This window comes from Erwinia sp. SLM-02, from assembly GCF_037450285.1.
GTDB lineage: Bacteria > Pseudomonadota > Gammaproteobacteria > Enterobacterales > Enterobacteriaceae > Erwinia.
The window spans coordinates 231372-247718 of the sequence record NZ_JAQISN010000003.1; the positions used below are offsets into that span (position 1 = coordinate 231372).

A 16347-nucleotide genomic window follows, 5' to 3' on the forward strand; every position below is an offset into this window, starting at 1 on the left:
GGCCAAACAGGCCGGTTATTCGGTCACGCTGAAATGAACTTCCTGCGGGTTCAGGCCGTTGATTGGCACGATATCCTGCGGGCAGGCCGACATCACCACGATGCAGTCCAGCTCGGCGCGGATCTCCACGTAATCGCCGGATTTGCTGACCGTTGGCAGCCAGGAGATGGTGTAATCCGGGTTAACCGGGGTGTTCATCCACAGGTTCAGCGGCTGCGGCACTTCACGCGCGCGCAGTCCGATAGCGTTCAGCGCCAGACGCATGTTATCCGCGCAGCTGTCATGATACTCGGTGATGCCCATATTGCTGTAACGATACAGATCGCAGGCGGCGATCATCGTGTCGTGCACGCCCGGTGAGGTATCGGTCAGCAGGGTGCCGATGGCGCGGCGCTGGTTAGTCACCAGCACGTCGCCCGGCTGCGGGATGATTTTATTGATAAAGGCGCGGGTGTGCTCCATTGAGGAGAACTCGCTTAAATCCGCGCTATTAAACAGCCAGGTATCGCACACCTGGCTGCCCGGGGTGTTGATGATGCGGATAACCTGCCCCTTGCTCAGGCGCACCGCGCGGCCGCAGCGGGCCGGAACGGTGTACAGCTCACCGATAACCGGCGTGCCGTCGGCGGAAATCGGCTCGCCGATGGTGGCGTTGGTGCCCAGCGCGCTGCCGTTATCTTTGTCGCAGCAGGAAGGATAGGTATGGGTGCTCATGGGGTAACTCCTGTCGGTTGATTGGCCAGTTCTGTCAGGCAGCAGGCGAGTGCTTTTGCGCCAAGGTACAGATACTGAGGATCGGTGTATTCAGCCGGGTTGTGGCTGATGCCTTTATGGCTGGGAACGAAAAACATGCTGGTCGGGCAGTGGCTGGCCAGGTGCATCGCATCGTGAAATGCCCCGGAGGTCAGCGTGGCCGTTTTAATATTCAGTGCGTCGCTGCAGGCGAGCTGCTGCGCCAGCAGCTGTGGATGAAACGCCACCGGGGGATTGTTGAACACGCAGGCCACCTGCACGTTATCGGCGGCAATCTGCTGCATCCAGCCGTCAAACTCGGCCAGCACCTCTGGGTCGGCATGGCGGAAATCGAGGGTGAAGGTCACCCGTCCGGCGATGGTATTGATCGCGTTAGGCTCCACCTCCCAGCGGGCGAACGTCAGCCGCAGCTGGTCTTTCGGCAGCGCTTCTGCCCGCCGCTCCAGCTGGCTGACGATACGACGGGCGAGGGTCATGGCATCCTGGCGATCGGCCATCGGCGTGGTGCCGGCGTGGGCCGCCTGGCCGTGGCAGGTCACCTGATACCAGCGCACGCCCTGAATGCCCTTCACCACGGCAAGCGGCAGCCCGGCCTGCTCCAGCACCGGTCCCTGCTCAATATGCAGTTCGATAAACGCCGCCATTGGTACGGCGCTGCGGCGCGGCAGGGCGGGGAAACGCTGATGGCAGCGGGTCAGCGCGTCGGCCAGCGTGGTGCCCTGCGCATCCTGATGGCTGAGGTAATCCGCCAGTCGTTCCGGCTGAACGAAGGCGCTGGATCCCATCGCGCCGGGCGCAAAGCGGCTGCCTTCTTCATTCATCCACACCGCGACCTCAATCGGCCGCAGCGTTTCAATCCCGGCTGCCGCCAGCGCGCTCAGGCACTCCATCCCGGCTATTACGCCGTAGCAGCCGTCGAGGTTGCCGCCGCCGGGCTGGGTATCAATATGGCTGCCGGTAACCACCGGCGGCAGGTCTTCGCGGCCCGCGCGGCGGATAAACAGGTTGGCGCAGGCATCGGTAAATACCTCGCAGCCGAGAGTGCAGGCCCAGTCAATCAGCCAGGCTCGGGCATCCAGCTCAGCGTCCGACAGCGCCTGACGGTCAACGCCGCCGTTCTCCAGCGCACCGAAGCGGGCCAGCTGCGCCAGCCGGCCTATCAGCCGCTGCTGGCTGATGGCCTCGGCGGCGCGCAGTGCGATGGCATCAGGCATGGGTGGCCTCCGCATCATCCAGCTGCAGCGGGCGCTTAAACCACGGCGCGAGGAACGATTTCAGGCGTTCGGTCTGCGGCTGGCGGAACAGCGTGGCGGGTGCGCCGCTCTCAATCACCGAGCCGTCGGCCATAAACACCACGCGGGAGGAAATTTTGGCGGCGAACGACATCTCATGCGTCACCATCACCATCGTCATGCCGTTGTTCGCCAGCGCCTTAATCACATCCAGCACCTCCTCCACGCGCTCCGGATCCAGCGCCGAGGTCGGTTCATCGAGCAGCAGCAGCTCCGGCTCCAGCGCCAGCGCGCGGGCAATACCCACCCGCTGCTGCTGGCCGCCGGAAAGGCGTGCCGGACGCGCCTGCGCTTTCTCCAGCATGCCGACCTGGGCCAGCGCCGCCGTCGCTTTTTTGCGGGCGTCATCGCGCGACAGCTTCTTGCCCAGCATCAGCGGCGCGCAGACGTTCTCCAGCACCGTCAGGTGCGGCCACAGATTGAACTGCTGGAACACCATCGCCAGCGGGCGTCGCACTTCGGCAATCAGCCCGGCTCCGTCGCGATGTTTCAGCTCCCGGCCTGTGCCGCTGTAGCCCAGCAGCTGGCCTTTAATCAGGATTTCGCCTTCGTCGTAGGCTTCCAGAAAGTTCATGCAGCGCAGCGCGGTGGTCTTGCCCGAGCCGGAAGGGCCAATCAGCGTGACGATCTCGCCGGCGTTCACCGCCAGATTGATGTCCGCCAGTACCCGGTTGCTGCCGAACGATTTGCCGACGTGGCGTAATTCTAAAATCGGTCCGTTACTCATCATCTTATCCCTCTGTTGCCTGACGGCCGAGCAGCCGCACGCCCACGCTGACACCCTGCGCCAGCAGCCAGTAGCTGAGGATCAGCAGGGTGTAAGGCACGATGTAGGTATAGGTGCTGGCAACGATCTGCCCGGTGGTCATGGTCAGCTCCGGTACGGTAATAATCGAGGCCACCGCGCTCTCTTTAATGGTCAGAATGAACTGGTTGCCCAGCAGCGGCAGGCTGAACCGCAGCGCCTGCGGGGCCTGGATATGCCAGAAGCTCTGCCAGGCGGAAATGTCGTGGACCTGCGCCGCCTCCAGCTGGCCGCGGCCAATGCTGTGCCAGGCGGTGCGGAAGATCTCGCCAAAGTAGGCCGAGCTGTAGATCGCCAGTGAAATCACCGTCGCCTCGACGGCGCTCAGCGTGATGCCCACGGCGGGCAGGCCAAAATAGAACACCGCCAGCTGCGCCAGATACGGCGTACCGCGGATCAGCCAGACGTACGCGCGCCACGGCCAGAACAGCCAGCGGCTGAGGTTGCCCACCGCCTGCAGGATAAAGCCGCCGCCGGCCCCGAGCAGTGCGGCACTCAGGCTTATCGCCAGCGTCACGCCCAGCGCGCGGGCGAAGTCCGGCAGGTAAAGGATAAAATCGTTCATCGGTTCTCCCGGTTCCAGCGCCGTTCAACATAGCTCCCCAGCAGCGCCAGCAGGCTGGTCAGCACCAGATAGGAGAGGGCGATTGCGATATACACTTCTAACGGGCGGTAGGTAGCGGACGCCAGCTGCTGCCCCACCCGCATCAGGTCGGTAATCGCAATCACCGACACCACCGCCGACGCCTTAATCACGTCGATCAGCTCTGAAATCAGCGACGGCAGGGTCAGTCGCAGCACCTGCGGGATCTGGATATGCCACAGCGTCTGGCGCGGGCTGAGCCCGCAGATCGCCGCGGCTTCCAGCTGCCCCGGCGGGATAGCCTCAAAGCCGCTGCGCAAAATCTGCGACTGGTAGGCGGCGGTATTGAACGTCAGGGCCAGCACCGCCGCCATATAGCCCGGCAGCGACAGCCCCAGCTCGCCGGGCAGGTAGAAGCAGAGTAAAACCTGCGCCAGCACCGGCGTGCCGCGAAACAGACTGATATAGAGACGGGCGAAGGCTCTGCCGACCGGTGAACGGCCGTTTTCCATCAGATAAATCACTATGCCGACGGCAAAACCGGCCACGATCGCCACGATGCACAGCGAGGCCGTGGTCACCGCGCCGTTAAACAGCATCGGCAGCCACGAGGTCAGCAGCGGAAGAAATTCGCCCATCATCACTCCTCTTACAGCGCCGGTGCCGGCATTTTGTCCGCCGGAATGTCCATCACGAAGCCAAACCACTTCTGCTGCAGTGCCTTCATGGTGCCGTCGCGGTTGGCTTCACTGATGCCGTCGCTGAACAGTTTCACCATGCTGGCGCTGTCAGAATCCTTGCGGCCAACCCAGCCGAAGTAGGTGGTCGGGCCCAGCATCGGTTTCAGGGTGGTAAAGATCCCCGGGCGGGCTTTGATTAGCGGGCCGAGGTTCGCCAGCGACTGGGCAACGCCGTCCAGGCGCTTGTTCGCCAGGTCGGCATAGGCTTCATCAAACGACACGTACTGTTTGATCTCTTTGATCCCCGGCTTGCCGCTGGCCTTCAGCTTTTCATTGAACTCCTGCAGCACCTGTAGCTGGCCCGATCCGGCCTGCGATCCAACGATTTTGCCGCTGAGATCGTCCAGCGAGGCGATCGATCCGTCGCTGTCCCGCTTGAGCAGCGCAACGGTGGATTCAGCAATCGGCACGGTGAAAGCGAAGTGATCCATCCGCTGTTTGTTGACGGTAACGGCGGTGATCACGAAGTCGAATTTTTTGGCATCAAGGCCGGGGAGGATGCCCTGGAAAGGCAGATCCAGCTGTTTAACCGCCACGCCCGGCAGGCTTTTCTGCAGAATGTGGTTCATCAGGTCCACGTCGTAGCCGACGATCTTGCCATTCTCAACCGACTCAAACGGGGCGTAGCGCGCCTCCGTGGCGATGGTGATCGCCTTGTCGGCTTTAATGCGATCCAGCAGATCGGCGCTGTGCGCCGCCGCAGAAAAGAGTCCCGAACACAGCATGGCCCAGCAGAGAGAACGTGTTGTTTTAAGTTTCATGATGACCGCCCCGGTGAAAGTGGTGTGAAGTGTATTCAAGTAACTTGAATGTAATGACATAAGCATGAAGCGTGCCATTCAGGGGAATGGGTGTGGCAATGGCGATGAATAAAGTAATAAGGCGCTATTTTTAAAAGGGAATTTTTCATCCTGGCGCTGAGGCGAAAAATAAAATTCCGCAAGCGTCGGTAGTACAGCCGGAGGCACCGCTGCACATTAAAAGTGCAGGGCGGGCATTTTTATGTGCTGTTGATGTGCACTGGCGGGTAATCGGAAATACCCACCTGGCGTTCAGCACGACTCCTTCCGGGTCAGGATCGCCCGCCGCCGGACGTACTGTTTTGGCGCTGAACGACGGCTCAGGCATAATGCGACTCATTCGTAAACTGATGCCTGAACGTTATGACCTTAACCTCTGAACAGCACGCCCGTCGTCGCCTGCTGATGCTGCTGGCGTGTTCGCCGCTCTTCGCCTCGCCGGCACTCCGCGCGGCGCCTGCCGATCCCCACCGCGTTATCGCGCTGGAGTGGCGGCCGGTGGAGCTGCTGCTGGCGCTGGGGATCATGCCGCTGGCGGTTGCCGACCTGCCTAACTACCGTCGCTGGGTGGTGGAGCCGGTTCTGGCTCCTGATGTCATTGACGTCGGGCTGCGCAACGAGCCCAATCTGGAGCTGCTTCAGCGCCTTAAGCCGTCGTTGATGCTGTTATCGCGCGGCTTTGGCCCGAACGCCAGACGCATCAGCACGCTTTCCCCGCAGTGGACCAGCCAGTTCAGCACCGCAGAACGCGGGCCGCTGGCCAGCACCGTCGCCGATATTCGTACCCTGGGCAGCCTGCTCGGCAGAGAAGGCGAGGCCGATCGCTATCTGACCGCGATGGATCGGCGACTGGATATCAGCGCAGAACGGCTGCGGGGCTATCGACAGGAAAAGCTGCTGATGTTCAGCTTCCTCGACAGCCGGCGGGTGATGGTGTTCGGCAAAGGCAGCCTGTTCGGCGATATTCTTAACCGGCTGGGGCTGAACAGCGCCTGGCAGGGCGAAACCAACCAGTGGGGCAGCACCATCGTCGGGATTGAACGCCTGGCGAAGATGCAGGGCGTGCGGGCACTCTGCTTCCTGCACGGCGACGACGACCCGATGCGGGAGCTCGCCCACGCCCGGCTGTGGCGCAGCATTCCTTTTGTGCGGGAAGAGAAACTGCATCTGCTGCCGGCGGTGTGGTTCTTCGGCGCCAACTATTCGGCGCTGCGTTTCTGTCAGCTGCTGGAGCAGACGCTGGAGGCCAGGGCATGAGCCGATCGTTATGGCTGGTTTTACCCACGTTAGCGCTGGCGCTGATGGCGGGCAACTTTATGCATCAGCTGGACTTCCGGCTGTGGCTTCAGGCGACTGTCCTGCCCGATGAAAGCGACGTCAGCCAGATGCTGTTTCACTTCAGCCTGCTGCCCCGCACGGCGCTGGCGCTGCTGGTGGGTGCCGGGCTGGGCGTGGCCGGGATCCTGTTTCAGCAGATCCTGCGTAACCCGCTGGCCGAACCGTCCACGCTCGGCGTGGCCGCCGGAGCCCAGCTTGGCCTGACGCTGGCGATCCTGTTTGCCCCCGGCTGGGGAGAGACGGGCCAGCAGCTGGCGGCGCTGGCCGGAGGCTTAACCGCCGGCGCAGTGGTGCTGGCCATCGCCTGGGGGCGGCAGCTCTCGCCGGTCACGCTGATCCTCGCCGGGCTGGTGTTCGGCCTTTACAGCGGGGCGGTCAAAAGCCTGCTGGCGCTGTTCAATCACGAACGGCTGCAGAACCTGTTTATCTGGAGCAGCGGCATGCTGAACCAGTATGACTGGAGCGCGGTGCAGTTCCTCTGGCCGCGCATGCTGGCGGCGGTTGTGCTGATTGGGCTGATGATCCGCCCGCTGACGCTGCTGGGCCTGGACGACAGCGTGGTGCGCAATCTCGGGATGCGGCTGGCGCTGGTGCGCATCGGCGGCCTGCTGCTGGCCGTGGCGCTCAGCGCACTAACCGTCGCCAGCGTGGGGGTGATTGGCTTTATCGGCCTGTTTGCGCCGGTGCTGACTCGATTGCTGGGCGTGCGGCGGCTTGGCCCCCGGCTGTGCTGCTCCGCAGCGCTGGGGGCGGGCCTGCTGTTAATCAGCGACCAGGCGGTGATGCTGCTGGCCCACTACTGGCGCGAGCTGCCGACGGGCGCGGTGACCGCGCTGATCGGTGCGCCGCTGATGCTGTGGATGCTGCCGCGCCTGCGCCATACCAAGGTGTCGCAGTCCGTTGCCCCGGCTACTGCACGTGAACGAGGAACCTCGCGCGCGCTCCCGCTGCTGGTGGCGAGTGGGCTGCTGCTGCTGATAGCCGCTGCGCTGTTCAGCGGCGACGGCGGCCAGTGGCTGATTTCCGACCTCTCGTTACTGCAGTGGCGCTGGCCGCGCGTGCTGGCGGCGGCGGCGGCAGGCGGGATGCTGGCCGCGGCGGGTATGCTGATACAGCGGATGACCGGTAACCCGATGGCCAGCCCGGAAGTGCTGGGCGTCAGCTCCGGCGCGGCCTGCGCCATTGTGCTGCTGATGGTTATCGTTCCTGCCGATGTGGATGCCTGGCTGCTGCCGGCGGGGACGGCGGGGGCGATGCTGACGCTGGGATTAATGGTGATGCTTTCCCGCCGGGAGGGGTTCTCCGTTACCCGGCTGCTGCTGGTGGGGATTGCACTGAGTACCGTTTACGGCACGCTGCTGACCCTGTTCCTCGCCAGCGGCGATCCGCGCAGCGGCGTGGTGCTGAGCTGGCTGGCGGGGTCGACCTATCGGGTGACCGGCGAGCAGGCGCTGGGCGTATCGCTGCTGGCCGTGCTGCTGCTGGCGCTGATCCCGCTGCTGCGCCGCTGGCTGACGGTGCTGCCGCTGGGCGGCGTCACCGCATCCAGCGTGGGCGTGCCGATGCTCAGGTCACGATTGCTGATCCTGCTGCTGTCGGCCGGACTGATCGCCGCGGCCACGCTGATGATTGGCCCGCTGAGCTTTGTTGGCTTAATGGCACCGCATCTGGCGCGCCTGATGGGCTGGCACCGGCCGTTACCGCAGCTGGCCGCGGCGGTCACCATCGGCAGCGGAATGATGCTGCTGGCGGATCTGCTGGGCAGGGTGGTGATTTTTCCCTATCAAATTCCGGCGGGTTTGCTGGCAACCTTTATCGGCGCACCCTGCTTTATCTGGTTGTTACGTCAGCGATAATCCCTTTCGGCTTCCTTCCCTCTCCGTAACCGGAGAGGGCGATCCTGTTTCGCGCCGCGAATTTTTAGCTTGATCTGACAGGAATGAGTCGGATAATCGCAAGCTCAATAATAAGTATTATCATTTCATATACCGACAGGATGAGAGATGTTCGCTTCCCAATCCCCCTCTGGCCTATTTCGCCTTAAACTGCTGGCGCTGGCCGTCGGCGCTGCAACGCTGCCGGCCATGGCGTCCTCCAACAGCAGCGAGCAGACCCTGACGGTCACCGCGACCGCCGACCCTGAGTTCACCCCCGGCGGCGATCGGCTGGTTCCGGCCTACCTGGACGGTCAGGTGGCGAACGGTGGGCGGATGGGCATGCTGGGCGAACAGGACGCGCGGAACGTGCCGTTTAACATCGTCAGCTACACCTCAAAACTGATCCAGGATCAGCAGGCCAAAACCATCAAAGATGTTGTGGCTAACGATGCGTCGATCCAGAACGTGCAGGGCTACGGTAACTTCGCGGAGACCTACCGCATTCGCGGCTTCGATCTCAACGGCGATGACATGACCTTTGGCGGCCTGCCCGGCGTGATGCCGCGCCAGGTGGTCTCCACCCAGATGGTGGAGCGCGTGGAGGTGTTCAAAGGCGCCAATGCGCTGATGAATGGCAGTGCGTCCAGCGGCGTGGGCGGGATGATCAACCTTGAACCGAAACACGCGGACGATGTGCCTCTGACCCGCGTGGGCGTTGACTACACCGGAAAAAACCAGCTGGGAGCCAGCATCGATGCCGGTCGCCGCTTTGGCGACAACAACCAGTGGGGCGCGCGCGTCAACCTGCTGGATCGCGAAGGCGATACCGCGGTGGATAATGAAAAACGCCGCACCACGCTGGCCTCCATCGGGCTGGATTATCGCGGCGATCGGCTGCGCACCTCCCTCGATATGGGCTATCAGAAGCAGGCCTTCCACGGCGGCCGGCTGGGCGTGAACGTCAGCGGCGTGGATTTTATTCCTGAAGTGCCAAAAGCGACCAGCAACTACAGCCAGGACTGGGTGTACAGCAATCTGGAAAGCGAGTTCGGCATGGCGCGCGCGGAGTATGACGTTGCCCCGGACTGGACGCTGTACGGCGCGCTCGGCGGGCAGCACTCTCATGAATACGGTGCCTACGGCACGCCGAAAATCAGCGATGCGAACGGCAATGCGGTGATTAGCCGTATGGATACCAATAAATTTGTCGATGCCTTCAGCGGCCAGTTTGGTCTTCGCGGCCAGTTCGCCACCGGCGTGGTGAACCACAGCGTTAACCTCGGTTATTCGGCGATGAACCGCCGTGAGAAAACCGCCTACGGCATGGCGAAAGCGGCCGACGCCGTTGCGACCAACATCTATGAGCCATCCGCCGTTAACCCGCCGGAGATGACCTCATTCGGTGGCGATCTCGACTCTCCGCGCCCAACCAGCCGCGTGCGCAGCCAGGGCTTCCTGCTGTCGGACACGCTGGGAATGTTTGACGATAAACTGCTGCTTACCCTGGGGGCGCGACATCAGAAAGTGGTGGTGCGTAACTACAGCTACGGCACGGCAATTGAGAAGGACAAAGAGCGTTTCACCAAAAATCGCTGGACGCCGGCCTATGGCATCGTGTTCAAGCCCTGGGAGCCGATCTCACTCTATGCGAACCACATCGAGTCGCTGTCTCCGGGCGAGACGGCACCGTCAACGGCAAGCAACACGGGAACCGTCTCCGGGATCTCGCTGGCGAAGCAGAATGAAGTGGGCGTGAAGTTTGACTCCGGTCGGGTCGGCGGCTCGCTGGCGCTGTTCGAAATCAAAAAGCCGAAAGGACTGACCAACCCTGAAACCAAATACTTCTCGCTGAGCGGCGAGCAGCGCAACCGCGGCGTGGAGCTGAACGTCTTCGGCGAACCGGTATTTGGCCTGCGCCTGAACGGCAGCGCGACCTGGCTTGATCCGAAGATGACCAAAACCCAGAACGGCACCAACGACGGTAAGAACGCGGTGGGCGTAGCCGAGTTTTACACCGTGCTGGGCGCGGAGTACGACATCAAGCCGATCGATGGCCTGACCGCCACCGCGCGGCTGACCCACTCCGGATCGCAGTATGCGGATGCGGCAAACAGCAAAAAGCTGGATGCGTATACCACGCTGGATCTCGGTGCGCGCTACCGCATGAAGGTGCAGGACAACGATCTGGTCTGGCGCGTGGGCGTGGATAACGTCACCAATAAGCGCTACTGGTCCGGCGTGGAAAGCGGCGGCACCTACATTTACCAGGGCACGCCGCGACAGCTGAAGGTGTCGATGTCTTACGACTTCTGATGCCCCTGACAGCAAAATGCTGCATGACTGCATGACTGCATGACTGCATGACTGCATGACTGCATATATGCCCGGCCTGAACAGGTTGGGCATTTTTTTTAAATGGGGGGAGAAGGGAGGCCAGCGTTAAAAACGCCACGTCACCCCAATGGCCGGGCCGCGCAGCAGGGTGTCATAGACGTGGCCGTTATGGTCGTAGTCCACTTTCAGCGCCTTATAGCCTACCGATGCCGAGATATTATCCGTAAAGGTGTAATTGATGCTGGCGAGCACCGACCAGGTGACGTCGGACCCCGCACCAAACCCGCCGACGTCGGCTTCAGACTGGAACGAAAACGCGTCCGTCAGCGGCAGGAACACGCGTGCACCGACCAGCGGATCGACCCAGCTGAAGCTCTCACCGTACGAGGCGGTACGGCTGCCGATCAGCGAATGGCTGGCAGACACGGTGATATCATTCGACACGTGCCACAGGCGCAGGCCGCCCAGCAGATCCAGCGTAAAGTCCGGCGTGTCCATTACCCGATAGCCGCCCAGCAGGGTGGCCATAAACTGCCGGGAATCCACTTTGCCGTCAACGTTAGACCCGGGGGGGATAGTCACGCCGAATCCCGGGATCTGGAACGCGGAGAGCGGGCCGCTGGCGTGGCTGTCGGTGGTGTCGACATACATCAGATTGCCGGAGAACACGAAGCGGTCGTAGCGCGCCCAGATATCGAGAAATCCCCCAAAGTTCAGATCGTCCATCACTTTTGAAAACGGCTTATCGACGTCCACGGTGGAGCCGCGCTGAAACGGCGAGATGCTGCCGCTCATGCTGGCCGCCCACAAAAACGGCGTGACCTGAAAGGCCCGGTCCGGTTTTTCTGCTGCGCTGATAAGGGGGCGATCGGTGGCGGGGGAGGCGGAGGGAGCGGCACCGGCGGCCTGAAATCCGCAGAGAGGCAGCATGGCTAAGACGGCAAATCGTTTCAAAGCATCGTCCCTATTATTAAATTTATTAACGGTATTGGGTAAAATAATGCCGGTTACTGTTACATTAACATACCGCTTTTTGGAATTTCTCACAGAAAAAAACACAGGGAAACAGAACGATGATTTTGAAAAAGAACTCATTTTTTGCGAAGTGTAGTGCGGCACTCCTGTCGATTGGCATGCTGATGCCGACGGTGGAAGCATGCACGCGGCTGGTTTATCTTGGCGCAAATGACCAGGTGATTACCGCACGTTCGATGGACTGGAAGGTGGATGTCGGTACCAATCTCTGGATATTTCCACGCGGTATGCAGCGCACCGGTGAAGCCGGGCCAAATTCCGTCAAGTGGACCTCGAAGTACGGCAGCGTGATCGCCTCGGGCTACGACATCTCCACCACCGACGGCATGAACGAAGCCGGGCTGGTGGCGAATGTGCTGTGGCTGGTGGAGTCTTCTTACCCGGAATATGACAAGAAAAAACCCGGTTTAACGATTGCTGCATGGGCGCAGTACGCGCTGGATAATTTCGCCACCGTTCAGGAAGCCGTTGATGCTCTGAGCAAAGAGTCGTTCAGCATCGTCACCGATAAGGTGCCGGGCGAGGACAGGCTGGCCACGCTGCATCTCTCGCTGTCTGACGCCACCGGCGACAGTGCGATTATCGAATATATCGATGGTAAACAGGTTATTCACCACAGCCGCAGCTATCAGGTAATGACCAACTCACCGATTTTTGAGAAGCAGCTGGCAATGGAAGAGTACTGGAAGCAGATTGGCGGCACGGTGATGCTGCCGGGCACCAACAGCGCGCCGGACCGCTTTGCCCGCGCCAGTTTCTACGTCAACGCGATCCCTAAATCTGAAAACGCGGTTGAGGCCATCGCCAGTACCTTTAGCGTGATCCGCAATGTGTCCGTTCCTTATGGTATCTCCACGCCCGGCCAGCCGAATATCTCCTCCACGCGCTGGCGGACCGTTTCCGATCAGAAGCGCGGGCTTTACTTCTTTGAGTCGGCGCTGACGCCAAACGTGTTCTGGACCGATCTGAAAAAGATCGATTTCTCGGAAAAAACCGGCAGGGTGATGAAGCTCGATCTGGGGCCAAATCAGACCAACATCTATTCGGGAATGGCCAACGACAGTTATAAAGAGGCGAAGCCGTTTACCTTCCTTGGTTTGAAAATGTAGTTCAGTTAACAGCTGGTTTTATTGTTGTTGGCGGAAGCATTCATGGTGATGCGGGGGAAATGTTTTCTGGAATAGTGTGCCTGTGCTTGCTGGCTGATGCCCCGAACGGGCCGGTCCTCGCGCCGCTTCGCGGTACCCTCACTCCGTTCGTCAGCCTGTCGGACCCGTTCAGACGGGCCTTCCGTGGCCCGGCTGAACCTTTCATCCGCGTCCATGCGGATGAATCCTGGCTTTCTCTCTGCGTTCAGCGCTGCGGATGGCCCGCTCGGGGCATCAGCCTGCCTGCTTTGTGACTTCTGTATTGCCTGTCGCTCTTTATTCTTAACAGGCGATTATGAGTCCCAACCTAATCCATTTAAAAACAATGAATTACTTTAATTTTAACGGCCTGAGTTGTTGAGTGCTGTTTAATACTGTTGCATAGTTCTGTGCTCTGCTGCCGTTTTGCTGCCATTAACGATTCGGCAGCGGCTCGCCGGCAAGCCAGCTTAGCCACTGTTTTTTGAACAGCACCTGTGCGAAAGGGCGTACGGATGTTCTGATATACGCCAGAATTTCAGCATCGGTCATTGTTGATGCGTTAGAAGGGTAGCCAATGCCGTCGTCGAACAGATAGTAGTAAAGCCAGTTGAGATGCTCGCAGGTTTTACCAACGAATTTAGATCTGGATTCTATCCAAAGCTCAGCAAAAAAACGCAGATGAGATTCTGCACCCGGCACGGTATCGCAGCGAATAAGATGCTCAAGCTGAATTCTCAACCACACCAGCGCGCTGAGGTTCGGCCCCGGATAAATCAGGCCCGCTTCCGCCATATACCGGCCTAGGTAGTCGCTGACTTCATCCTCATCCGGCGTGGCATCCAGGCCTAACGAGGCGAGGATCAGCAGCGGCTCGGAATCGTTCCCCGCAATCACGGCTTCCCCGGCCCATTCCACAATAGCTCTAACATAGTTGTCAGTAGCGAGATGACGGGCGGTTTTCCTCAATTCCATCAGGCACAGCAGGTCGTTTAACCTGTCGATGGCGTGAATTGGTGACATATCAGGCTCACGGTTGAACTAAGTGGGTCAGGGGGTCGTCATCGCAAAGAGAATGACGCTACCCAGCGCATTGGTTTTTTTGGAAACGAATATGACTTTATCGAACTGATAGTTTCCTTCGGGATAGCATATTTTGATATTCCGGCCCAGATCGGGGTCGTCAACATTGGCCCCCGCACAGGATTTATGGCCGCGCGGAGAATAGGTGTAGCCGGCGGCGTAGGCGGAGGTTTTACCGGGAAGATAGTAGGCCACCGTCATTAATGGAATAACGGCAACCGCCATTAAAACAATAAACGTTCCCATGAAAAATTTAAGGTAATCAATACGCTTACCGGTTTTGATTACCCCGCGATGGAACGCATATAAAGAGAGACAGATCGATAACCCCAGGGTGACCAGGATGAAATTTTTACTGGTGGCATCATTGAGAAAGGTTTCGGTATAAATCCCGCTGCGCCAGATGATAAAACCGAATATCACCAGCAGAGCCGCGATGCTGAGAGTGAACAGGTAAAGATAGGAATAGTGTTTCATTGTCCTCATTACGGTTTTTTCAGATCCCTCGTTATCCGAATCATAGCATCACGCCTGACCGTTTTTGACAACGGAATGATTAAATCAGGCTTAAAGGGTTCAGTAATACCGCCTCATTCAGGTGATCCGGCGCGAAGTGCGCGTAGCGCATGGTGACTTTAATGTCGGTGTGGCCGAGGATGCGCTGCAGCACGAGGATATTGCCGCCGCGCATCATAAAATGGCTGGCAAAGGTATGGCGTAACACATGTGAAAGCTGGCCGTCCGGCAGTTCGATTCCCGTCCGTTTTATCGCGCCCCGAAAGGCGGAGTAGCATGCGGTAAAGACCGGCTTTGCGCTGCGCGTTTTGGGCAGCGCCTCGTAAAGCTCATCCCCGATCGGTACGGTGCGGTTTTTCTTACCTTTGGTTTTTATCCAGGTGAGCTTACCGGGAGCGATCTGCTTGCCGGTCAGCGATTCTGCCTCTCCCCAGCGTGCGCCGGTGGCGAGGCAGATTTTCACGACGGTGGTTAAATCCGACGATCGGCTCTGCTCACACTCGGTCAGCAGCAGCCTGATTTCATCCAGGGTCAGCCAGGCCAGCTCCGCCTCATCAATCTTAAATTCGCGGACGTTTTCCAGCGGGTTGGGCGCATGCCAGCTGTCCAGCCTGCGCAGCTCGTTATACATCGCCCGAAAATAGGCCAGTTCCAGATTGACCGTGCGTGGCGTGACGGCTTTAACCCTGTCGGAGCGGGTGATCTTGCCGCTGAGGCGCTGTTCGCGATAGCTGGCAAACAGCCTGGCGCTGAACTCGGCGGCCAGCGGATTGCCCATGGCCATGCAGGCAAATTCCATCGCCCCTTTGCGCTTGAGGCCGTCGGCCAGCGTGACGCCGTGGGCGTTATACCAGGCTTCCACCAGGTCGGTTACGCGGCGCTTATCCACCTTCTCCCCCAGCCAGGGCTTATCCTGCAACTGTTCGCTGGTGTAGCGTTCGAAGGCCAGCGCTTCCCCTTTGGTGGCAAACTGACGGCGGATGCGCCGGCCGTCGCGCCCGTTGGGGAACAGCTGGGCCTGCCATCTGCCGTTATCGAGTTTCCTTACCGCCATAATCGGACTTTACTCCATAAATTCCGTGCTGCTGATGACCTTGCCGGCGACATGAATATCCGAGGTATTGCATTCAAATGAGGCCGGGCCATTTTCTACCCGCAGGCGGCCGCCCGGCAGGCGATAAACCTGTCTGATGCTGGCGAGGCCGTCAATTTCAATCAGCCAGACCCCATCGTTGATCGCGCTGTTGAACGTGTCCACCAGGTAAATCGTCTTTTCGAACTTTACCAGGAACGGCGATGCGATATCTGCAGGCATCAGACGCGAATCATAGCGCATCTTCTCCGTCGGTCCATAAACCCCATTTGAGATTTCTTTGTATTGCAATGTTAATCCACGGTCGCTGTTCTGAGATGTTTGCGGCTCTCCCTCCCCGGTGGCCAGCCAGAGCAGAGAGGCTCCGGTATCCAGATGGCAGGCCAGCAGCCAGTCGTGGGGAAACGTGTCACGCATCCAGCGGTTTGCCATGGTACTTTGCGAAACGCCAAGGCGGTCGCACAGCGCCTGTCGGGTGCTAAAACCATAGGCCTGCAGGATGCGATTGATGGCCTCTTTTCCCCCGCTTTGAGAAGGAAAATTAAATTCAGAAATTCCATTTGGGTTCTTTTTGTCGTTTGACATATCCAAATTGTGATCCTATTATCGCGAGTGTGGTGACTGCTTTCGGGCTTTATACATCCGAATAGTGATTTTTTGAACACAAACTGAGGAATCATGCATCATGAAAAGCCATTTTTCAATGCGCCCCAGCATCAATCTTGTGGTCTCTGAACCTTTTATCACCCTTGATGAATTTTGCCGGCGTACCGGCTACAAGCCCAGCTACGCCCGCCAGATGATCCGCGAGAACCGCCTGCCAATCCGCAAGAAGATCGGCGTCAACAGTCTGGTCGAGGTCAATATGTTTGCCCTGACCCTGGAAGCCGCCCAGGGCTGCGAAGCCACTCTGCAGGGCCAGTAGTTTCGCCCGTGCAGCCGGTTATTACTGACCCTCCGCTGTTTGAATC

At 59.7% G+C, this 16347-nt stretch carries 16 protein-coding genes; 5 read left to right on the top strand and 11 right to left on the bottom strand.

Annotation, left to right across the window (positions count from 1 at the left end; all coding sequences use genetic code 11):
- Nucleotides 1-15: 15 nt before the first annotated feature.
- The 6 genes from PGH32_RS17925 to PGH32_RS17950 are packed head-to-tail and all read right to left on the bottom strand — an operon-like array spanning nucleotide 16 to nucleotide 4934.
- Nucleotides 16-714: a DUF1989 domain-containing protein gene (locus PGH32_RS17925; RefSeq protein ID WP_172606598.1), complete on the bottom strand. Its 699-nt coding sequence runs from the start codon at nucleotides 712-714 to the stop codon at nucleotides 16-18.
- On the bottom strand, nucleotides 711-1967 hold the full coding sequence (locus tag PGH32_RS17930; RefSeq protein WP_337894744.1) for a M20 family metallo-hydrolase: 1257 nt from the start codon (nucleotides 1965-1967) through the stop codon (nucleotides 711-713). The genes PGH32_RS17925 and PGH32_RS17930 overlap by 4 nt, the downstream gene beginning before the upstream one ends.
- Nucleotides 1960-2775 carry an amino acid ABC transporter ATP-binding protein gene (locus PGH32_RS17935; RefSeq protein WP_314426862.1) on the bottom strand — a complete coding sequence of 272 codons (816 nt, stop codon included), beginning with the start codon at nucleotides 2773-2775 and terminating at the stop codon, nucleotides 1960-1962. The genes PGH32_RS17930 and PGH32_RS17935 overlap by 8 nt, the downstream gene beginning before the upstream one ends.
- Nucleotide 2776: 1 nt before the next feature.
- The gene (locus PGH32_RS17940) at nucleotides 2777-3415 is read right to left on the bottom strand and encodes an amino acid ABC transporter permease (RefSeq protein ID WP_314426864.1); all 639 of its coding nucleotides are present in this window, start codon (nucleotides 3413-3415) and stop codon (nucleotides 2777-2779) included.
- Entirely contained in the window at nucleotides 3412-4074 is a 663-nt protein-coding gene (locus PGH32_RS17945; RefSeq protein ID WP_314426867.1) for an amino acid ABC transporter permease, read from the bottom strand. Before PGH32_RS17945 ends, PGH32_RS17940 begins: the two co-directional genes overlap by 4 nt.
- 8 nt (nucleotides 4075-4082) lie before the next feature.
- Entirely contained in the window at nucleotides 4083-4934 is an 852-nt protein-coding gene (locus PGH32_RS17950; RefSeq protein WP_443112802.1) for a transporter substrate-binding domain-containing protein, read from the bottom strand.
- Nucleotides 4935-5336: 402 nt separating this feature from the next.
- On the opposite strand from PGH32_RS17950, the gene fhuD reads away from it, so the two are divergent.
- The 3 genes from fhuD (at nucleotide 5337) to PGH32_RS17965 (ending at nucleotide 10501) form a co-directional block, all read left to right on the top strand.
- A complete protein-coding gene (gene fhuD / locus PGH32_RS17955) occupies nucleotides 5337-6230 on the top strand; it encodes a Fe(3+)-hydroxamate ABC transporter substrate-binding protein FhuD (protein WP_337894745.1) in 894 nt (297 codons plus the stop codon).
- The gene (gene fhuB / locus PGH32_RS17960; protein WP_337894746.1) at nucleotides 6227-8167 is read left to right on the top strand and encodes a Fe(3+)-hydroxamate ABC transporter permease FhuB; all 1941 of its coding nucleotides are present in this window, start codon (nucleotides 6227-6229) and stop codon (nucleotides 8165-8167) included. Before fhuD ends, fhuB begins: the two co-directional genes overlap by 4 nt.
- Nucleotides 8168-8314: 147 nt before the next feature.
- On the top strand, nucleotides 8315-10501 hold the full coding sequence (locus tag PGH32_RS17965) for a TonB-dependent receptor (RefSeq protein ID WP_337894747.1): 2187 nt from the start codon (nucleotides 8315-8317) through the stop codon (nucleotides 10499-10501).
- Nucleotides 10502-10627: 126 nt separating this feature from the next.
- Here the strand turns inward: PGH32_RS17965 and PGH32_RS17970 are convergent, their stop codons facing one another.
- Entirely contained in the window at nucleotides 10628-11476 is an 849-nt protein-coding gene (locus PGH32_RS17970; protein ID WP_337894748.1) for a hypothetical protein, read from the bottom strand.
- Nucleotides 11477-11655: 179 nt separating this feature from the next.
- Here PGH32_RS17970 and PGH32_RS17975 point away from each other — a divergent pair, with 179 nt between their 5' ends.
- The gene (locus PGH32_RS17975) at nucleotides 11656-12666 is read left to right on the top strand and encodes a linear amide C-N hydrolase (protein WP_314426950.1); all 1011 of its coding nucleotides are present in this window, start codon (nucleotides 11656-11658) and stop codon (nucleotides 12664-12666) included.
- 453 nt (nucleotides 12667-13119) lie between these two features.
- Here PGH32_RS17975 and PGH32_RS17980 read toward each other — a convergent pair whose 3' ends face one another.
- From PGH32_RS17980 to PGH32_RS17995, 4 genes are all read right to left on the bottom strand, one after another.
- Nucleotides 13120-13707, bottom strand: a complete 588-nt coding sequence (locus tag PGH32_RS17980) for a hypothetical protein (protein ID WP_337894749.1) — start codon at nucleotides 13705-13707, stop codon at nucleotides 13120-13122.
- 27 nt (nucleotides 13708-13734) lie between these two features.
- Complete coding sequence (locus PGH32_RS17985; protein WP_337894750.1) at nucleotides 13735-14244, bottom strand: hypothetical protein; 510 nt, start codon at nucleotides 14242-14244, stop codon at nucleotides 13735-13737.
- 79 nt (nucleotides 14245-14323) lie between these two features.
- Entirely contained in the window at nucleotides 14324-15337 is a 1014-nt protein-coding gene (locus PGH32_RS17990; protein WP_337894751.1) for a phage integrase, read from the bottom strand.
- Between the two features lie 9 nt (nucleotides 15338-15346).
- Nucleotides 15347-15961, bottom strand: coding sequence for a phage repressor protein CI (locus tag PGH32_RS17995; protein WP_314426887.1), 615 nt, complete (start codon nucleotides 15959-15961; stop codon nucleotides 15347-15349).
- Nucleotides 15962-16061: 100 nt separating this feature from the next.
- Between PGH32_RS17995 and PGH32_RS18000 the strand changes: the two genes are divergently transcribed.
- A complete protein-coding gene (locus PGH32_RS18000; RefSeq protein ID WP_314426889.1) occupies nucleotides 16062-16301 on the top strand; it encodes a helix-turn-helix transcriptional regulator in 240 nt (79 codons plus the stop codon).
- Nucleotides 16302-16347 lie beyond the last annotated feature (46 nt).